The 17,750-nt window shown below is 33.8% G+C and carries 18 protein-coding genes and 1 tRNA gene; 13 read left to right on the forward strand and 6 right to left on the reverse strand.

Annotated features, from left to right (window positions below):
- Positions 1 to 58: 58 nt before the first annotated feature.
- Complete coding sequence (locus tag WBG07_RS16880) at positions 59 to 2,362, reverse strand: M1 family metallopeptidase (protein ID WP_340202957.1); 2,304 nt, start codon at positions 2,360 to 2,362, stop codon at positions 59 to 61.
- 64 nt (positions 2,363 to 2,426) lie between these two features.
- Positions 2,427 to 2,933 (reverse strand): DUF6702 family protein, encoded by a 507-nt coding sequence (locus WBG07_RS16885; protein ID WP_340202959.1) that lies wholly within the window; start codon positions 2,931 to 2,933, stop codon positions 2,427 to 2,429.
- A gap of 36 nt (positions 2,934 to 2,969) precedes the next feature.
- On the opposite strand from WBG07_RS16885, the gene WBG07_RS16890 reads away from it, so the two are divergent.
- On the forward strand, positions 2,970 to 4,307 hold the full coding sequence (locus WBG07_RS16890; RefSeq protein WP_340202960.1) for a sialidase family protein: 1,338 nt from the start codon (positions 2,970 to 2,972) through the stop codon (positions 4,305 to 4,307).
- A gap of 5 nt (positions 4,308 to 4,312) precedes the next feature.
- Here WBG07_RS16890 and WBG07_RS16895 read toward each other — a convergent pair whose 3' ends face one another.
- Positions 4,313 to 5,005, reverse strand: coding sequence for a hypothetical protein (locus WBG07_RS16895; RefSeq protein ID WP_340202962.1), 693 nt, complete (start codon positions 5,003 to 5,005; stop codon positions 4,313 to 4,315).
- A gap of 89 nt (positions 5,006 to 5,094) precedes the next feature.
- Positions 5,095 to 5,838 carry a carboxypeptidase-like regulatory domain-containing protein gene (locus WBG07_RS16900; protein ID WP_340202964.1) on the reverse strand — a complete coding sequence of 248 codons (744 nt, stop codon included), beginning with the start codon at positions 5,836 to 5,838 and terminating at the stop codon, positions 5,095 to 5,097.
- 125 nt (positions 5,839 to 5,963) lie between these two features.
- On the opposite strand from WBG07_RS16900, the gene pepE reads away from it, so the two are divergent.
- On the forward strand, positions 5,964 to 6,668 hold the full coding sequence (gene pepE / locus WBG07_RS16905; protein WP_340202966.1) for a dipeptidase PepE: 705 nt from the start codon (positions 5,964 to 5,966) through the stop codon (positions 6,666 to 6,668).
- Between the two features lie 32 nt (positions 6,669 to 6,700).
- On the opposite strand, the gene WBG07_RS16910 is transcribed toward pepE, so the two are convergent.
- A tRNA-Gly gene (locus WBG07_RS16910) sits at positions 6,701 to 6,773 on the reverse strand.
- 153 nt (positions 6,774 to 6,926) lie between these two features.
- Here WBG07_RS16910 and WBG07_RS16915 point away from each other — a divergent pair.
- From WBG07_RS16915 to WBG07_RS16935, 5 genes are all read left to right on the forward strand, one after another.
- Entirely contained in the window at positions 6,927 to 7,205 is a 279-nt protein-coding gene (locus tag WBG07_RS16915; protein WP_340202967.1) for a GNAT family N-acetyltransferase, read from the forward strand.
- Positions 7,202 to 7,750, forward strand: coding sequence for a GNAT family N-acetyltransferase (locus tag WBG07_RS16920; protein WP_340202969.1), 549 nt, complete (start codon positions 7,202 to 7,204; stop codon positions 7,748 to 7,750). Before WBG07_RS16915 ends, WBG07_RS16920 begins: the two co-directional genes overlap by 4 nt.
- Positions 7,725 to 8,447 carry a M15 family metallopeptidase gene (locus WBG07_RS16925; RefSeq protein ID WP_340202971.1) on the forward strand — a complete coding sequence of 241 codons (723 nt, stop codon included), beginning with the start codon at positions 7,725 to 7,727 and terminating at the stop codon, positions 8,445 to 8,447. The genes WBG07_RS16920 and WBG07_RS16925 overlap by 26 nt, the downstream gene beginning before the upstream one ends.
- A 44-nt stretch (positions 8,448 to 8,491) precedes the next feature.
- Positions 8,492 to 9,259 (forward strand): M48 family metalloprotease, encoded by a 768-nt coding sequence (locus WBG07_RS16930; RefSeq protein ID WP_340202972.1) that lies wholly within the window; start codon positions 8,492 to 8,494, stop codon positions 9,257 to 9,259.
- A gap of 259 nt (positions 9,260 to 9,518) precedes the next feature.
- A complete protein-coding gene (locus tag WBG07_RS16935) occupies positions 9,519 to 9,686 on the forward strand; it encodes a DUF6747 family protein (RefSeq protein WP_340202973.1) in 168 nt (55 codons plus the stop codon).
- Positions 9,687 to 9,754: 68 nt separating this feature from the next.
- On the opposite strand, the gene WBG07_RS16940 is transcribed toward WBG07_RS16935, so the two are convergent.
- A complete protein-coding gene (locus WBG07_RS16940; protein WP_340202975.1) occupies positions 9,755 to 10,156 on the reverse strand; it encodes an ankyrin repeat domain-containing protein in 402 nt (133 codons plus the stop codon).
- Positions 10,157 to 10,437: 281 nt separating this feature from the next.
- Here WBG07_RS16940 and gpmI point away from each other — a divergent pair, with 281 nt between their 5' ends.
- The 6 genes from gpmI to WBG07_RS16970 all read left to right on the forward strand — a co-directional run bounded on the left by gpmI (position 10,438) and on the right by WBG07_RS16970 (position 17,712).
- On the forward strand, positions 10,438 to 11,955 hold the full coding sequence (gene gpmI, locus WBG07_RS16945) for a 2,3-bisphosphoglycerate-independent phosphoglycerate mutase (protein WP_340202977.1): 1,518 nt from the start codon (positions 10,438 to 10,440) through the stop codon (positions 11,953 to 11,955).
- On the forward strand, positions 11,955 to 12,491 hold the full coding sequence (locus WBG07_RS16950) for a thioredoxin family protein (RefSeq protein ID WP_340202979.1): 537 nt from the start codon (positions 11,955 to 11,957) through the stop codon (positions 12,489 to 12,491). Before gpmI ends, WBG07_RS16950 begins: the two co-directional genes overlap by 1 nt.
- Positions 12,492 to 12,612: 121 nt before the next feature.
- Positions 12,613 to 13,284: a TetR/AcrR family transcriptional regulator gene (locus WBG07_RS16955; protein ID WP_340202981.1), complete on the forward strand. Its 672-nt coding sequence runs from the start codon at positions 12,613 to 12,615 to the stop codon at positions 13,282 to 13,284.
- Positions 13,285 to 13,290: 6 nt separating this feature from the next.
- A complete protein-coding gene (locus WBG07_RS16960; protein ID WP_340202982.1) occupies positions 13,291 to 14,943 on the forward strand; it encodes a peptidase domain-containing ABC transporter in 1,653 nt (550 codons plus the stop codon).
- A 10-nt stretch (positions 14,944 to 14,953) separates the two neighbouring features.
- Positions 14,954 to 16,312 (forward strand): HlyD family secretion protein, encoded by a 1,359-nt coding sequence (locus WBG07_RS16965; RefSeq protein ID WP_340202984.1) that lies wholly within the window; start codon positions 14,954 to 14,956, stop codon positions 16,310 to 16,312.
- Positions 16,309 to 17,712, forward strand: a complete 1,404-nt coding sequence (locus tag WBG07_RS16970; RefSeq protein WP_340202986.1) for a TolC family protein — start codon at positions 16,309 to 16,311, stop codon at positions 17,710 to 17,712. Before WBG07_RS16965 ends, WBG07_RS16970 begins: the two co-directional genes overlap by 4 nt.
- Positions 17,713 to 17,750: the final 38 nt, after the last annotated feature.

Below are 17,750 nucleotides of genomic sequence, written 5' to 3' on the forward strand. Positions count from 1 at the left end.
AAGTTTGGTATGGGTGCATAAAAAAAGCCGACTTACAAGTCGGCTTTTTTAGAGAGCATTATTTCTTTCCCTTTATCTTCTCTTTGAATTTATCAAAATCAGATTTTGATGTTTTTAAAGGCCATGAATTATTAGAAGTGTCTACATCTGCTGTCTTTTCTTCTGGATCAACTGTAATACCAGTTAGCTTCTTATCAGAAGCTATTACCTTGGTAACTTCTTTATCGTTTAGTCTCCATACCTGTGGTGGGTAGGTAACTTGCTCTTTAGTGCCATCTTCATACACATATTCTACAATTAATGGCATTGGTAAACCTCCTGGTTTTTCAAATTTAATCTCGTATAAATATTTAGGCACTTCCATATTTGCACGTTCTTCTGGCGTAAAGTTATCTTGAAGATATGCATTGAAAGATACCGGAACTTTAAGATTATTATTTTTTAACGCTTTGTTGTAGTCTTCTGTACCCTCTTCAACATAATAAATTACTGGGTTTAACTCTGACTCCTTCATATTACGCCTTTTCATTTCTTCTAACGTTGGCTCATTAGGCTCTGCAGAAACATAAAGTGTTTTTACATCTTTTACTCCGATATCTGTATAATCAGTTGAGTAAAACCAGCCTCTCCAGAACCAATCTAAATCTATAGCAGATGCATCTTCCATAGTTCTAAAAAAATCTTCTGGTGTAGGATGTTTAAATTTCCATCTTTCAGCATAGGTTCTAAATGCGTAATCAAACAATTCTGGCCCCATCACCGTTTCCCTTAAAATATTGAGTCCGGTAGCAGGTTTACCGTAAGCATTATTACCAAACTGATAAATATTTTCTGAATTTGACATAATGGGAGATATTCTACTTTGATTACCACCCATATAAGGCACTATCTTTTTCGCAGGACCTCTTCTTGAAGGGTATTCCTTTAGTTCTGGCAAATACGCCTTTTGAAAATCTTGTTCTGCCAAATATTGCATAAAGGTATTTAAACCTTCATCCATCCATGTCCATTGCCGCTCATCTGAATTCACAATCATAGGAAAGAAGTTATGACCTACCTCATGAATAATTACGCTAATCATTCCAAACTTAACACGGTCTGAGTACTTTCCATTTTCATCTGGTCTTCCATAATTCCAACAAATCATAGGATATTCCATTCCTTGTCTTTTAGAATGCACTGAAATCGCTTTGTGATAAGGATAATCAAATGTATATTTTGAATAACTTTTTAATGTACTGGCAACCGCCCTGGTAGAATATTGTTCCCATAAAGGGTTTCCTTCTTTGGGATACATAGAAACCGCCATTACATCACGCCCGTTGATATCTACAGCCATCATATCATAAACGAATTTTCTAGAAGAAGAAAATGCAAAATCCCGAACGTTTTTTGCTTTAAAAATCCAAGTGCTTTTTTTACTAGAAAAAGATTTCTCTTTTGCCTCCGCTTCTTCTTGCGTTACAATAAGAACAGGTTTATCATAAGATTTTTTAGCCTGCTTATAACGCTTCATCATGTCTTTAGTAAAAACCTTCTCTCTATTCTGGAGTTCGCCAGTTGCATCTAGAACATGGTCTGATGGCACTGTTATGCTTACCTCATAGTCTCCAAAGGGTAAAGCAAATTCTCCCCTTCCCCAAAATTGATTATTTTGCCAACCTTCTACATCATTGTAAACACACATTCTTGGGAAAAACTGTGCTATTATATACAAGTTATTCCCGTCTTTCTCAAAATGTTCAAATCCACTACGAGCTCTGTCCGTGACATGATTATTTACTTGATACCACCATTTGATACTGAAAGTAACACTTTCACCAGGCCCTAAGGGTTTTGGTATATCTACCCGCATCATGGTTTGATTAATAGCGTATTTTAAAGGTTTGCCATTAGCGTCTTTTACATGCTCAATATTAAATCCTCCATCAAAATTACCTTTCAGATAATCTTTGTAAAACTTATCAAAACTCGCGGAAGAATTTCTCTCCTTTTGCTGACCTATCAGTGGAGTTTTTGAATCCTTTTTGCGAACATTTTGATCTAATTGCACCCAAAGAAATTCTAAGGTATCTGGTGAATTATTAATATATGTAATCGTTTCATCACCATAAAGTTTTTGATCTTGATCATCTAACTCAATGTTCATTTTGTAATTAGCCTGTTGCTGATAGTAGGCAGGTCCAGGTGCACCAGAACCCGTTCTAAACATATTTGGGGTAGAAAACTCTTGATATAACTGCCTGAACCTGTTACTGTTTATGTGACCAGGTTCTTTTTCAGTCCCCCCATTTTCTTGAGAAAACACCAGTCCTCCCGTCATTATTAGCAGGGATAAGATGTAATACTTTATTGAATTCATAATGTGCTAGCTTGAAAATTTTGAGTGGTAAATTAGGTAATTTTAGAAACCTTTGAATGAATTCTTAAAAGTTTAACAATCCTTTATAATTTTCTTTCAGCAGCAAAAGGCTTTTGATTTTTCCTGGTAGCCTAAAATGAACTATATTTTGCTGTTCTTCAAATTGTTCAAAAAGAATTTCATTGGAGACTTCTATACTTTTTAAATCCTTATATACAATTTCCTGTATTTCTATGTAGCATTTAACAACATCTGTATCATATTCTTTACCTATAAAACTAAGATTCATTCTGGTGCCGTTCACTTTAACTTTAAACTTCGTATTTAGATATTGTTCCAGATAGGCATCCAGTTGCTTATGTTCCTTTTGTGAAGCCATCTCAGGTTTTATACCATAACGTTCTTCCAGTGTTCTTTCCAAATCGTCTATAAAAATTCTTAATACAATTTGTATTGTCTCATCCTTATCAGAATATCGCACCTCTGTTACACTTACATAAAACTTATGAATTGCTACAAATGAAAACAAAGGAATAATGAAAATGAGAAATAGTTTTTTTAAATTTTGCATCGTAATCGCTTATTTTTGAATCAAATTTCTAAGTATATGAGACCGTTAGCTTTGCAGATTCTTATTCTTATCATGCTTTTTTTAGCGGGTTGTGAAACTACAAAAAGTCCAATAGAAAATAAGCAAAAAGCATTCCAAAGTAAAAAAGCTAAAAATATTAAAATTTTTGAAGCTTCTGTAGGATTAGGTCCTTGTGAACCTAGCATTTACATAAATCCTCTAGATACTAATAATATGGTAGTAGGTTCTGTAATAAACTATGCACATACTTCTTTTGATGGCGGGCTCACATGGGAAACTAAAGCCCTTAAATCTTCCCTTGGTGTTTGGGGAGATCCGTGTGTTATTGCAGATAAAGACGGGATTTTTTACTATCTACATCTTTCTGATCCAGAGGGCACTAGTTGGCAAAGTGATAAAATATTAGATAGAATAGTCATACAACGTTCTGAAGATGGGGGTAAATCTTGGAGTGATGGAAACAGTATTGGACTTAATCCTCCAAAGCAACAAGATAAAGAATGGGCAGCCACAAATCCAAAAACAGGAGAAATTTACGTTACTTGGACAGAGTTTGACAAATACGATAGTGAAAACCCTAAAGACAAAAGCCGTATTCTTTTTTCAAAATCTAATGATAAAGGCACTACCTGGAGCAAACCTATAGCTATTAATGAATTTGATGGTAATACTTTAGACAACGATCTAACCGTAGAGGGAGCGGTTCCGGCGGTTGCTAATAATGGAAATATTTATGTTGCCTGGGCTTTTAATGATAAAATCTATTTTGATAAAAGTATCGATAATGGAAATACTTGGCTTGAAAAAGACATTGTTGTTACTGAACAAATTGGAGGATGGACTCAAAAAATTCCAGGTATTGGCCGAAGTAATGGAATGCCCGTAACTTGTGTAGATAATAGCAAGGGTACTCATTCAGGTACTATTTATGTGAATTTTACAGACCAGCGAAACGGCCCCAATAATACAGATGTTTTTATTACCAAATCAATCGATAGTGGAAATTCATGGAGTACCCCCGTAAAAGTGAACTCAGATAGTACTAATACACATCAATTTCTTACTTGGATGAGTGTAGATCCAGCAACTGGTTTTCTTTATGTAATTTATTATGATCGCAGTGCTTATAACAATACCAAAACAGATGTTAGTATGGCAGTATCTTATGATGGAGGACACACATTTGAGTCAAAGGTAATTTCTGAGTCTCCATTTACTCCAAATGATGCTGTTTTTTTTGGTGATTACAATAATATCAATGCATTTCAAGGAGTCGTAAGACCCGTATGGACTAGCGTAGATAATTATACATTAAGTATTTGGACTGCCATTATTGATCTGGAAAAAAATTAGTTTAACTATTCTGGTATAAAAACACCAAGACTATTATACTCCTTACTCTTCTTTTCCAGATACTCAAGCATTACCAGTAAATCTGAAGTTTGACGGATGGATTCAAAATTTGCATCTTGCGCACAATAGATAATAAAACCTTCTATATATTCATCTGGAATATTAAATGTTTCACTGTAAACTCTACGATCATAGGCGTTCATTACAGTTAAACTCTTGGCGGTTTGACGTTCTAATTTTAATTGTTGCTTAAGTCGTTTTGTTCTTCCACTTATAGCATTTAAAATAGGATTTAGAGGAATGATACCTCCTCCTGTGGTAGCTTCATATATTCTGCGCTCTGATTGAGTTTTTGATTTAACATATTGATTGGGAAGCCCAAGTCTTACCCCTGTAATTATCTTGTCTTGATCTACCTGATTGAGGTCTTTTGAAAGGTCACCAGTTAAATTATGCGGCCTAAGGGTAATCTCATCTAGTTCATTTACCTTAACTTCTAATGTTACTTCTATAAAGCCAGATTTAAAAACAGTAGGTGTAATCTGGAATTCTTCCCTTTGAAACTGCACCGAAGAAAATACGAGTGTATCCTTTAATCGTACTCTAATAGAGAAAGCTCCGTTTTCATCAGTTATGGTAAATCTACCCAACGTTTTGTTAAGTACATGTATAGAAGACAAATCTGTAGAGTCTGCCAACAGCCTTCCTCTAATTACTTTCGTTTCTTGTCCTAAACTATAAAATAAGCCAAAAAAGAAGAAAACACTATATATTAAAAATCTGGTCTTCAGTTTTGGGTAGTCTTTAAAAAGTCTTTACTCTGGTTGACCAAAAAATCTATAAGTTCAAATTCATTGTCCTTCTTCAAAAGAGAAGAAGCTGGCATTTTTGTGTCTAAGTAATAAAGAAAATCTTCAATTTTATCAGAAGGAATTTTTAAATCAGTTACGAAAAAATCATCTTCATAAACCTGACGTAATACTTCGCTCATTTTTATTTGTCGTTCTGCCGGTACGTCTTTTTCTTTATTTGATTTAAAAATTGCTTTAAAGATGTTCACAAAATTTAATCCATTTTGAAGTCCCGTAACAGATTGTGGTAAAGCAACATTTGTAACTTGTGTGGAGGCATCCTGTTCATAGTCTACCTTTTTAAATTTTTCCTCTTGTAATTTAAGAAATGCCTCTTCACTATCTGGACTAACGGTAACCTCATCAAGCTCTGTGACTTTCTCTATGACTTCAACCACCAAACGTTTGTTCTTTAGAATATTCTGATCAATAATAACAGATTCTATACGATAGTTGACTGCTGAAAAAACAAGTTCATCTCCTTCTTTAACGTAAATTTGAAATTCTCCATTTTCATTAGTAACCGTTGCTTTTTCTGTGGTTATATTAACCACATTTTCATTTGGCACATTATTACTGCGATACAATACAGTACCTCTTAATAATACTCTATCGTTATCTTGCGAAAACATAGAAAAAGTAGTTGATAATATGAGAAGGAGACAATAGATTTTTTTCATTTATATAATTTTGAACAATATGTTAAGTTACTAAAGAAATGACAAGTTTGTCACATAAAAAAATAAGAAGGCTTTAAACTTTTGTTAAAACAGCTTTATCTATAAATTTACGAAAAATCCTATGTATGAAAACTATGATTCTTGCGAGTACTTCTACCATCTATGGTAGTAGCTACCTCGAATATCTTTTAGAATCTCTAGAAATACTATATCAAAACAGTAATGAAATAGTATTCATTCCATTTGCTAGACCAAGTGGCATCACCTTTGAGGAGTATACAGGAATTGTATCTAAAGCCTTTAAAAGATTAGGTAAAAACGTTAAAGGCATCACTAAACTAGAAAATACTCAAAAGCAAATAAATGATGCTGAAGGTATTTTTGTTGGTGGAGGTAACACCTTTTTATTGGTTAATACACTTTACCAAACCAACAGTATGGGACTTTTGCGAAACAGGGTGGTAAACGGAATCCCATATTTAGGAACAAGTGCAGGATCTAATATCGCAGGACTAACTATGAAAACTACCAATGATATGCCTATTATTCATCCGCCATCTTTTAAGACTATGGGGCTGATTCCTTTTAACATAAATGCACATTATATAGATCCTGAACCCAACAGTAAACATATGGGTGAAACTAGGGAAACTCGAATTAAGGAATTTCATCAATTTAATACACCTCCAGTGCTAGGTCTTCGTGAAGGTAGTTGGTTAGAAATAAAAAAAGATAAAATAACGCTAAGAGGCAATTTAAGTGCAAGAGTCTTTGAGAAAGATAAATTACCCTATGAAATAGCCACAAATCAACCCGTTATTATAAAATAAGAAACCTCATACAATTAGGTATGAGGCTTTTGAGCGGGAGACGAGGTTCGAACTCGCGACATTCAGCTTGGAAGGCTGACGCTCTACCAACTGAGCTACTCCCGCTTTTGCGGGTGTAAAGATAGAAAATGTTTAAAAAGCTATCAAGAAAAAATGAAGCTTCTTCTATTTAATGAATCTATGGGCATTTTATTTTTTAACACCAAGACAAGAGTATAAAAAATATTCTAATTTTATAGGGTTCATAAAACGATGCCATTGGAAATTAAAATCAAACATCAAGATAAGGAGACAAAAGGAATCTTTTTTGTTCAACACAGAGGCAAAATATTTGCCGAAGTTACTTATTGTAAGGCAGGAATGGATAAAATCATTATAGACCACACTCGTAATGAAAAATCTCTTTCTGGGCAAGATTTAGTAGGTAAGTTAGTGAAAGTAGCTGTAGATTATACCCTAAAAGGTTTATTAAAAACGCTTCCTTTTGTAAATGCAGAATTTAAGAAACATTCAGCATATGAGAATGTAAAAGCATGAAAATTAAACTAGAAACTACAAGACTTCTGTTAAGACCCTTTGCTGTTGAAGACAGTAGAGATCTTTATGAAATGAATACAGATTTAGAAGTAGTAAAATACACTGGAGATAGCCCATTCTCGTCTATTGAAAAGGCAACAGAATTAATTGAATTCTATGATCAATATGAAAAATATAAAATGGGTAGACTTTCTGTAATTAGAAAATCGGATAATAAATTTCTAGGCTGGTGCGGTTTAAAATATCATCCTAAAGAAAAAATAGTTGATCTGGGATATAGATTTTATCGCAAATATTGGGGGCATGGTTACGCCACTGAAGCCGCAGAAATGTGTTTGCAATACGGTTTTAATAAATTGGCACTTACTACTATTCATGCACATGTACATGAGCAAAATAATGCATCTCAAAAGGTATTAGAAAAATGTAGATTTAAGTTTCTGAAAAAAATACTTTATGATAAACAACCTGCAAAATTGTATATTTTACACAAAAAAGATTTTATTAAAAAAAACGCTAATGAATCATCACAGCTTAAAAAATAATTTTCTCATACTCATTTTTGTTTTCTTTTCTTTTCAGATGGGTAACTCACAAAATAAATTCTCTAATGAAGAATTGATAGGTAAAGGAAATCCTGAGCTATTTGGAGAAGGCAAGCTTCGTAAAGAAGCCTATACATCATTTGAAAAAATGAAGGTGGCCGCAGCTAAAGATGGATTTAAAATTAAAATAGTCTCTGGTTATCGCAATTTTGAACGACAAAAAGGAATCTTTGAACGTAAATTTACCCGTTTTACTAAACAGGGTATGACCGGTATGGAAGCTATTAGAAAAATTATAGAGTATTCTACTATACCTGGAACATCTCGTCATCATTGGGGAACAGACATTGATATTATTGATGATAATGCTACGTATTCTGGTGATGTATTGGTTCCAGAAAAATTTCATGGAGATGGCCCTTTTTGTAAGTTTAGAGAATGGTTAGAAAAACACGCAAATTCATTTGGCTTTTATATTGTTTACACCCCAGAAAGCAATCGTAAAGGATTTAAGTATGAACCCTGGCACTATAGTTATGCCCCTATTTCTAAGCCAATGTTAAAAGTATACCAAAAAATAGATCTTATAAAAGTACTTCATCAAGAAGAGTTAAAGGGTGCCTCTTATTTTACAGATGCATTTATTAAACAATATTATCAAGAAAACATTCTTGATATCAATCCTGAATTGAAGTAAAAAGTTTATTAAATTTAAACGGTAAATTTAAAAGTTATTACGGTATGAGAAGAGGTAATTTTAAAATCAGATTATTGATAGGTTTAGCAATAGTCGCGTTTGCTTTTTTCAAAAAATGTAATAATAGTCAGGAGAATCCTTACACCGGAAGAGTTCAGAATATTGATATGACTTCTAAACAAGAAATAGCTATTGGTCTGCAAAGTTTACCTGAAATGAAAGCAGCATATGGCGGACTTTACCCAGACCAGGCAAGTCAGGCGTTTATAGACCAAGTTGGCAATAAACTGGTACAAAACAGTATTGCTAGAGATACTCCATATAGATATGAGTTTCATTTACTTGCTGATTCAAAAACCATAAATGCCTTTGCACTACCCGGTGGTCAAATATTTATAACATATGCGCTTTTTTCAAAATTAAAAAACGAAAGTCAGCTAGCAGGAGTGCTCGGGCATGAAATTGGTCATGTTATTGGAAGACATTCCGCAGAACGCATTGCAGAAAGTGAATTTTGGCAAACCATTTCTATGGGTGCTTCCGTAGGTGCAGATGCTGGAAATCTTGTTGGGGGTATTGCACAGAGTACCCTACTAAAAAACGGTAGAGGCGATGAATTAGAAAGTGATGACTTAGGAGTTTTATTTATGATTAATTCTGGATATGATCCACAAGAAATGATTGGTGTTATGAATATTCTGAAAGCAGCAGCAGGGCCAAATCGCACACCGGAATTTCAAAGTACACATCCTGATCCAGAAAACAGAATTGAAAAAATTAAGGAAGCTATTAGAAAATACGGTAGGAATTAGCAGCTTTTGCAGTTCATAGATAAAATGATTGGTTTGATCTAATTCTCGATAATTTCTATCTCTAATTCTTGCCAAACTCTATAAAGAGTTCTATTTTTAACTTAAGATTATCCCAAATCTTCCATACATTACAACTTTTTCTCTTAGGCTATAACGCCCCTATTTTACAGTACTTTTCATATATCTTGTATTTCTAAAGATTCACTTTGGCATGGTTAATGCAAAAATAATTACATGTTTAATTTAAAAAATACTTGATATGAAAACACTTCTACTCTTTAAAGAACTTTATACAGACGCTTTCCGAGGAATCGGAGGAAATCCGCAAACACTAATTCTTAAATCAATGAGCTGGTTATGCTTTTTATGCATTAGTGTTGCTTTCTATGCATTTATATATAGAGCCGTAACAGGATTTCGATTTTAAAAAATTATAAACGTAAAAAAACCCGGAATTAATATTCCAGGTTTTTTAAGTTTATGAAAAATTAGACTTTATTTCTTTTCTAAATGAGATTTAATGATTTCTGCAGCTTCATTGGCTCCGGAAAGTTCTGCATACTTTAAAGCACGATGTCCTTCCGCAGATTTTGTCTTAAGATTTGCCCCATGTTGAATTAAGGCTTTTAAAATTTCTGTGCGATTGTATCTCGCTGCATACATTGCTGGAGTCATTCCGTTAGATTGTTGATTCACATTTTCACCTAACTCAATAAACTTCTCTACTGTTGTTTTGTCCCCCTTTATAATAGCCATACAAAAATCATTCACTAATACAACTGAAATTTCAGAACTTGTATTATTTGAGTGATTCATGTTTTCTGTTTTTCCAGATGCAAATACTAAACTTGTTGCACAAAATACCGCCATGGTGATAGTTAAAATTGTTTTTTTCATGATGAATGTTTTAAATATTGGTTAATAATGTGATTGTTACACTATAATAGACTTCAATAAGTCTGAATTGTTTCAGAAAAAAACGGTTATAACATATATTTAACTTATTGATGCTGAAATCACTAGACTTTAATTAACTTATAGTTTTCATAATCAAATAGTTACAAATTAAAACATAGTTACAACCTAAAACACGTAACTATCATTTGATTTCTTTTTTATGAATGAAAAGCATGCTTTTAAGAAAATATCGTTATTCGTATCTTTGACAAAAATCAAAAATGAGTAAAAAAGTAGTTCTAATGATTCTCGACGGTTGGGGTAAATCTCCAAATCCAGAGGTCTCCGCCATAGAACAGGCAAACACCCCATTTATAGACAGCCTTTATAGTACATATCCAAACTCAGACCTTAGAACAGATGGCATGAATGTGGGGTTACCCGAAGGACAAATGGGAAACAGCGAAGTGGGACACATGAACCTAGGAGCAGGTAGAATTGTCTATCAAGATCTTGCTAAAATTAATCTTGCCGTAGAAAAAGGCACACTTAAAGAAGAAAACGTGTTAAAGGAGGCTTTTGCTTACGCAAAAGAGAATGATAAAGCAGTTCATTTTATGGGATTGGTTAGTAACGGTGGAGTTCATTCACATATTAATCATTTAAAAGGATTAATAGACGCAGCTAACGCTTACGATCTTGAAAAGGTATATGTACATGCTTTTACAGATGGTAGGGATGTTGATCCGAGAAGTGGAGCAGGTTTTATTAAAGAGCTTCAAAAACACCTATCTAAAGGCAAAGCAAAACTAGCTTCCATCATTGGGAGATATTACGCAATGGATAGAGATAAGAGGTGGGAAAGAGTCAAACTTGCCCATGATCTTATTGTCAATGGTAAAGGAGCTACGTACAAAGATCCAATAAAAGCCATTCAAGAAAGTTATGACAATGGGGATACTGATGAATTTATCAAGCCTATTGTCATGCAGGGTGAAGATAACCAGCCAATAGCTCGTTTACAAAAAGATGATGTGGTTATATTTTTTAATTTTAGAACCGATAGAGGTCGCCAACTCACCCAGGTTTTAAGTCAGGAATGTATGCATGACTATGAAATGCACAAACTCCCTTTGTATTTTGTTACCTTAACAAATTATGACGATACCTTTAAAAAGGTAAAGGTAGTATATGATAAAGAAAATATAAAAGATACCCTTGGCGAGGTGCTCGCTGCTCATGGTAAGAAACAAATTCGAATAGCCGAAACCGAAAAATATCCGCATGTTACTTTCTTTTTTAATGGCGGTCGCGAAAAACCTTTTGAAGGCGAACAAAGAATTCTTTGTCCGTCACCTAAGGTGGCAACCTACGATTTAAAACCAGAAATGAGTGCTTTTGAAATTCGGGATAAGATAATTCCAGAACTGCAAAAAGGCGAGGTGGATTTTGTTTGTTTGAATTTTGCCAATCCAGATATGGTGGGGCATACCGGAAGTATGGAAGCAGCCATTAAAGCATGCGAAGTAGTAGATCAATGTGCAGAAGCTGTGGTAAATGCAGGAACTTCAAACGGATATACCACATTAATCATAGCAGATCATGGTAATTGTGATACTATGAGAAATCCAGACGGAAGTCCTAATACCGCACATACCACTAATCCTGTTCCATTAATTGTTGTAGATAAAGCTATTACAAAAGTTAAAGATGGCATTTTAGGAGATCTTGCGCCCACAATTTTGAAACTCTTAGAAGTTCCTCAACCAGCATTAATGACTCAAAAATCACTTCTATAATGAAAAAATTATGTTTGCTCGTACTTAGCTGTTTTATGTTTAGCTGTGCTACTTCTCAGGAAGCAAAAACAGAAGAAACTAAGGTTAATAAAGCACCCGAAATCTTAATAGGGAAATATAAAAGAGAGGCACTTTCAAAGGTTCCCTTTGATTCTTGGTTTGTGAAAAATTACGAATCCTATTTAGTAGATCAGAAATCAATAGACACCTTAAACCCTTTGCTAAAAGGGGTAAAAGTAAAAATATTTATGGGCACTTGGTGCGGAGATAGCAAAAGAGAAACCCCTCGTTTTTACAAAATAATGGATGCTGCACAAGTAAAGGAAAAGAATATTACCCTAATCACAATGGATCGTTCTAAAAAAACACCTGACAATTTTGAAGAAGGCTTAGACATTACCAATGTGCCCACTTTTATTTTCTACAAAAATGGGAAAGAAGTAAACCGAATTGTAGAATATCCTATTAAATCTCTTGAAAAAGACATGATTACTATTTTAAGTGGTCAAGAATACAAACATGCATATGCAAACTAGAAAATAAGAACTTTTATCCTAAAAATGCCAGCTATAAAAGCTGGCATTTTTTGTTAAAGATTACTTAATAACCACTTAAGTGAAAGTAATACTATTATATTTGCATGTATTATTTTTATATATGAAATCTTTACTTTCAAACATCTCGGTTCATGTGAACAATAAGCTTTATCTAAAAAATCCAGAATCTTCTGAGTTAGGTAAAAAAATAATTGAGAACAGTATCAATATGATTTATGAAGTGGGCTTTGAGAAATTTACCTTTCGCAAGCTTGGAGATCAAATAGGATCTAATGAAAGTTCTATTTATAGATATTTTGAAAACAAACATAAACTACTTCTCTACCTATCTTCATGGTATTGGGGGTGGATAGAATATAAACTGGTTTTCACCACCAATAGCATTCCAGATGCAAATGAAAAACTTAGACAGGCACTTATCATTATTACAGAAACTGTAGAAGAAGATTCCTCATTTTCTCATATTAATGAAGTTTACCTAAACAAAATTCTTATTTCAGAACATTCCAAATCCTATTTAACCAAAGAAATAGATCTGGAAAACAAAGAAGGTTATTTTACTATTTATAAACGACTTATTTTAAGACTCACAGAAATGCTTATTTCAATAGCACCTGATTACAAATACCCAAGAAGCTTAATCTCTACGGTACTTGAAGGTGCGCTTTATCAAAACTTTTTAAAAGATCATATGTCTTCAATTACAGACTGTGACTCTAAAACCAATCCCACAGATTTTTTTACCAACCTGGTATTCTCCGCAATAAAATAAGATTTTATGATCACATCTTGGCAACGTTTAATTGGCCTTTTAAAATTAGAAAAAGCAGATCTTTTTCAAATAGTGTATTATGCTATTTTCGCTGGTCTAGTAAATTTATCATTACCCCTGGGTATTCAAGCTATTATAAATCTTATTCAAGGTGCACAAATAAGTACTTCTTGGATAATATTAGTAATATTAGTAACTATTGGGGTTGCATTTGTGGGGATCTTACAGTTTATGCAAATGAGAATTATTGAAAATTTACAACAAAAGATTTTCACTCGCTCCTCTTTTGAATTTACCTATAGGTTTCCTAAAATTAAAATGAGTGAATTACACGATTATTATCCCCCAGAATTAGCGAATCGCTTTTTTGATACGCTCACCATTCAAAAAAGTCTTTCTAAAATATTATTAGATTTTCCAGCAGCGACTTTACAAATTATTTTTGGTCTTATCCTGCTATCGCTCTACCATCCGTTTTTTATTATTTATGGTCTACTTCTCGTATTACTTATTTACGTAGTGTTTAAGTATACTGCAAAGAAAGGACTTGAAACCAGTTTGATGGAATCAAAAAATAAATACAAGGTAGCCCATTGGATACAGGAGGTTGCCAGAACTATTATTAGTTTTAAACTTTCTGGTAAAACTACTCATGCCGTAGACAAAGGAGATGAATTAGTTTCTAAATATTTAGACTCCAGAGAAAGTCACTTTAAAATTCTAATGATCCAATTTGCGCAGATGATTGGGTTTAAAGTATTAGTTACAGCCGGACTCCTTCTAATAGGTGGTATTTTAGTATTAAACCAAGAAATGAATATTGGACAATTTGTAGCTGCAGAAATCATTATTCTTTTGATCATAAGCTCTGTAGAAAAATTGATAATGGGGTTAGAATCATTTTACGATGTACTAACCTCATTTGAAAAACTAGGCCAGGTAGTAGATAAGAAATTAGAGCCGCAGGAAGGGACACGTCCTTTTAAAGAAAATGAGGACTTCACCGTAGAATTTGAGAATGTAGATTATTCTTACCCAGACGATACTACTAAAATACTGCATGATGTTTCGCTAAAAATCACTCCTAAATGTACTATTTTGATTCAAGGATCTAACGGTTCTGGTAAATCAACATTACTTAAACTTATTGCAGGTATTTTAGAACCAACTGAAGGAAATATTTATGTTAATGAGATTAGACTTTCTGGTATTAACCTCAATTACTACAGATCACATTTAGGACAATCCTTTACAGAAGAATCGCCTTTTGAAGGAAGTTTGCTTAACAATATTACTTTTGGCGATAAATCTATTGAAATGGATCAAGTAATGTGGGCCATAAAAATGGTAGGTTTACAAGATTTTGTTAAAAAACAGGCACAGGGTATACATACCATTATCTATCCAGAAGGAAAAAGGATTCCATATACGGTTTCTAAAAAGATAGTCTTAGCAAGAAGTATTCTTCGTAAACCCAAACTTCTTATTTTAAAAGATCCTTTAGATCAAATGGATGAAGAAGAAGCCATCAGAATCATGAACTTTTTAACAGACAAATCTAATCCTTGGGCGTTGGTAGTGGCCAGTCAAAACATGGACTGGAAAAAATACTGTGGTAGAGTGATTAAATTAGAAAAAGGGAACGTCATCAATCTATAAAAAATAGACAATGCTTAATATCTCAAATAACAAGCTAAATAAAGAAGTTGATCTTACTCAGTATAAATCGGGAAAGAAAGTATTCCATAAAAAGCATTATGAATTCTTTAATCAATTCTTACTTATCTTCTCCCTTATAGGCATTATTGTTTTGTTTCTTCCATGGACACAGAATATTTCTGGGCGCGGATATTTAACAACACTAACGCCAGATCAAAGGCCACAAACCATACAATCACCTATTGCAGGTCAAGTTGAAAAATGGTATGTACGAGAAGGAGATTTTGTTAAAAAGGGTGACACCATTATTCATATTTCTGAAGTTAAATCGGAGTATTTTGACCCGCAATTAGTAGAGAGAACAGGACAGCAAATGAAAGCCAAAGAAATGGCAGTTGCCTCGTACAACGGCAAGGTTGGTGCTCTTGAGAGTCAGATTGGAGCGTTACAAACAGAGCGAAAGCTCAAGCTAGAGCAAGCAAAAAACAAGTTACTTCAAGCAAATCTAAAGGTACAGAGTGACAGTATTGAATTTGAAGCAGCAAAGACCAATCTTATGATTGCAGAAAGACAATTTGGCCGAACAAGTCAATTGGAAGAAGAAGGTTTAAAAGCAGTGACCGATGTGGAAGAAAAAAGATTAAAACTTCAAGAAACTCAAGCTAAAATTATTGCACAAGAAAACAAACTACTAGCCTCTATAAATGAAGTTATTAATGCAGAAGTAGAAATTAATAGAATTCGAGCAGAATACACAGACAAAATATCAAAGGCTCAAAGTGATCAATTTACCGCTTTGTCTAATCAATATGATGCCGAAGCACAAGTTACCAAGCTTCAAAATCAATTTACTAATTACGAAATACGTAATGGCCTTTATTATATTAAAGCACCTCAAGATGGTTTTGTGAACAAAGCAATTCAATCTGGAATTGGTGAAACGTTTAAAGAGGGGGCATCTATGGTAAGCATCATGCCTACTAATTACGATATGGCTGTTGAAACATTTGTAGATCCTATAGATCTTCCCTTGATTCATAAAGGTGAGAAAGTACGAATTCAATTTGATGGTTGGCCAGCTATTATTTTTAGCGGATGGCCTAACGCATCTTACGGTACCTATGGAGGCGAGGTAGTAGCCATTGAAACCTTTATTAGCCCAAATGGGAAATATCGTATTTTAATAGGGCAAGATAAGGAAGCAGAAAGCTGGCCGGAAGCCCTAAGAGTAGGATCTGGAGCATTTACACTTGCCTTACTAGAAGATGTACCAATCTGGTACGAACTATGGCGTAGACTCAATGGCTTCCCCCCAGATTACTATCAGCCTAACGATACTAAAACCACAAAAAAATCTGATAAGAAATGAAAAACATAGTGGTTTTTATTTGTTTTCTCATTGGATTTAGTGCAACGAGTCAAACATTAGACAGTGTTCCCGTTAATGAGTTAACATTAAATGAATTTCTAGGTTATGTTAAGTTATACCATCCCGTTGCAAGACAGGCACAGTTAAAAGTGAATATGGCACAAGCTGAATTATTGAAATCAAGGGGAGCTTTTGATCCTAAAATAGAAGTTGATTACGATAGAAAGGAGTTTAAAGGTTCTGAATATTATGATATTCTTAATGGAAGTTTCAAAATTCCAACTTGGTTTGGAATAGAATTAAAAGCTGGTTTTGAACAAAATGAAGGTGTATTTCTAAACCCACAACTCACAGTGCCGGAAGATGGTTTATATAGTGCAGGCATATCTGTACCTCTAGGCCAAGGATTATTTATCAATGAACGAATGGCGACTTTACGCCAGGCAAAGGTTTACAGAGAATTGTCTAAAGCAGAAAGAGATCTTCAGTTAAATCAGATTTTAACAGATGCAGCGCTAACCTATTTTGAATGGTTTAAATCTTATAATGAAGTGCTACTTTATGATAGTTTTCTTGAAAATGCACGCATTCGTTATGAAGGAATCAAAAAACGGGTTATTGCTGGTGATATTGCTGCTATTGATAGCCTTGAGGCTGGAATTACCATAAAAAACCGTAAGCTGAGTTTTGAACAGGCAAAAGTAAAACTCATGAAAGCTGGATTAGAACTTTCAAACTTTCTCTGGCTGGAAGGAAACATCCCGCTAGAGGTACAATCAGATGTGATCCCGGAAAATGATCTCCTTTTCTCCATAGATCAAACGTTAAAAATTAACAATGAATTAGCTATTGATTTTAATTTAGAAGAACATCCTAAAATAAAAGCACTAGACTATAAAATAAGGGCGTTGCAAATAGACAGGCGATTTAAGGCAGATAAGCTGAAACCTAGAATTGATGTAAACTATAATTTCCTTACCAGTGATGCAGGTAATTTGAATAGCATTAACTCAGGAGATTATAAAGGTGGAATACTTTTTAGATTTCCCTTGTTTTTACGAAAAGAAAGAGGAGCTTTGAAGTTAGCCAAATTTAAAATACAAGATGCACAATTCAATTATGATCTAGAATCTTTAAGATTGACTAATAAAATAAGTGCAGGGTATCAAGAGTTACAATCCCTAGAAAGACAAATTTTACTAATTGAAAGAATTACCCAAGATTATGGATCTTTGCTTACGGCAGAAGAGCGGAAATTTAGTTTTGGAGAAAGTTCCGTTTTTCTTATCAATAGTAGAGAACGAAGTCTTCTAACTTCTCGGTTAAAGCAAATTGAACTTTACACCAAGATATTCAACAGCAAAGCAAGTCTTTTCCAAAGCCTTGCCACCCAGCTATAGCACAATGTTGAGCTATACTGCATAAATATTCTTTGTAT

The sequence above is a fragment of the Ascidiimonas meishanensis genome (assembly GCF_037782385.1).
Taxonomy (GTDB): Bacteria; Bacteroidota; Bacteroidia; order Flavobacteriales; family Flavobacteriaceae; genus Ascidiimonas; species Ascidiimonas meishanensis.

Excerpts from the sequence above, each read along its gene's own strand:
- WBG07_RS16880 (WP_340202957.1), bottom strand. The coding sequence starts at position 2,362 with ATGAATTCAATAAAGTATTACATCTTATCCCTGCTAATAATGACGGGA.
- WBG07_RS16900 (WP_340202964.1), bottom strand. The coding sequence starts at position 5,838 with ATGAAAAAAATCTATTGTCTCCTTCTCATATTATCAACTACTTTTTCT.
- WBG07_RS16920 (WP_340202969.1), top strand. The coding sequence starts at position 7,202 with ATGAAAATTAAACTAGAAACTACAAGACTTCTGTTAAGACCCTTTGCT.
- WBG07_RS16955 (WP_340202981.1), top strand. The coding sequence starts at position 12,613 with ATGAAATCTTTACTTTCAAACATCTCGGTTCATGTGAACAATAAGCTT.
- WBG07_RS16925 (WP_340202971.1), top strand. The coding sequence starts at position 7,725 with ATGAATCATCACAGCTTAAAAAATAATTTTCTCATACTCATTTTTGTT.
- WBG07_RS16970 (WP_340202986.1), top strand. The coding sequence starts at position 16,309 with ATGAAAAACATAGTGGTTTTTATTTGTTTTCTCATTGGATTTAGTGCA.
- gpmI (WP_340202977.1), top strand. The coding sequence starts at position 10,438 with ATGAGTAAAAAAGTAGTTCTAATGATTCTCGACGGTTGGGGTAAATCT.
- WBG07_RS16885 (WP_340202959.1), bottom strand. The coding sequence starts at position 2,933 with ATGCAAAATTTAAAAAAACTATTTCTCATTTTCATTATTCCTTTGTTT.
- WBG07_RS16960 (WP_340202982.1), top strand. The coding sequence starts at position 13,291 with ATGATCACATCTTGGCAACGTTTAATTGGCCTTTTAAAATTAGAAAAA.
- WBG07_RS16950 (WP_340202979.1), top strand. The coding sequence starts at position 11,955 with ATGAAAAAATTATGTTTGCTCGTACTTAGCTGTTTTATGTTTAGCTGT.
- WBG07_RS16940 (WP_340202975.1), bottom strand. The coding sequence starts at position 10,156 with ATGAAAAAAACAATTTTAACTATCACCATGGCGGTATTTTGTGCAACA.
- WBG07_RS16965 (WP_340202984.1), top strand. The coding sequence starts at position 14,954 with ATGCTTAATATCTCAAATAACAAGCTAAATAAAGAAGTTGATCTTACT.
- pepE (WP_340202966.1), top strand. The coding sequence starts at position 5,964 with ATGAAAACTATGATTCTTGCGAGTACTTCTACCATCTATGGTAGTAGC.
- WBG07_RS16930 (WP_340202972.1), top strand. The coding sequence starts at position 8,492 with ATGAGAAGAGGTAATTTTAAAATCAGATTATTGATAGGTTTAGCAATA.
- WBG07_RS16935 (WP_340202973.1), top strand. The coding sequence starts at position 9,519 with ATGAAAACACTTCTACTCTTTAAAGAACTTTATACAGACGCTTTCCGA.
- WBG07_RS16890 (WP_340202960.1), top strand. The coding sequence starts at position 2,970 with ATGAGACCGTTAGCTTTGCAGATTCTTATTCTTATCATGCTTTTTTTA.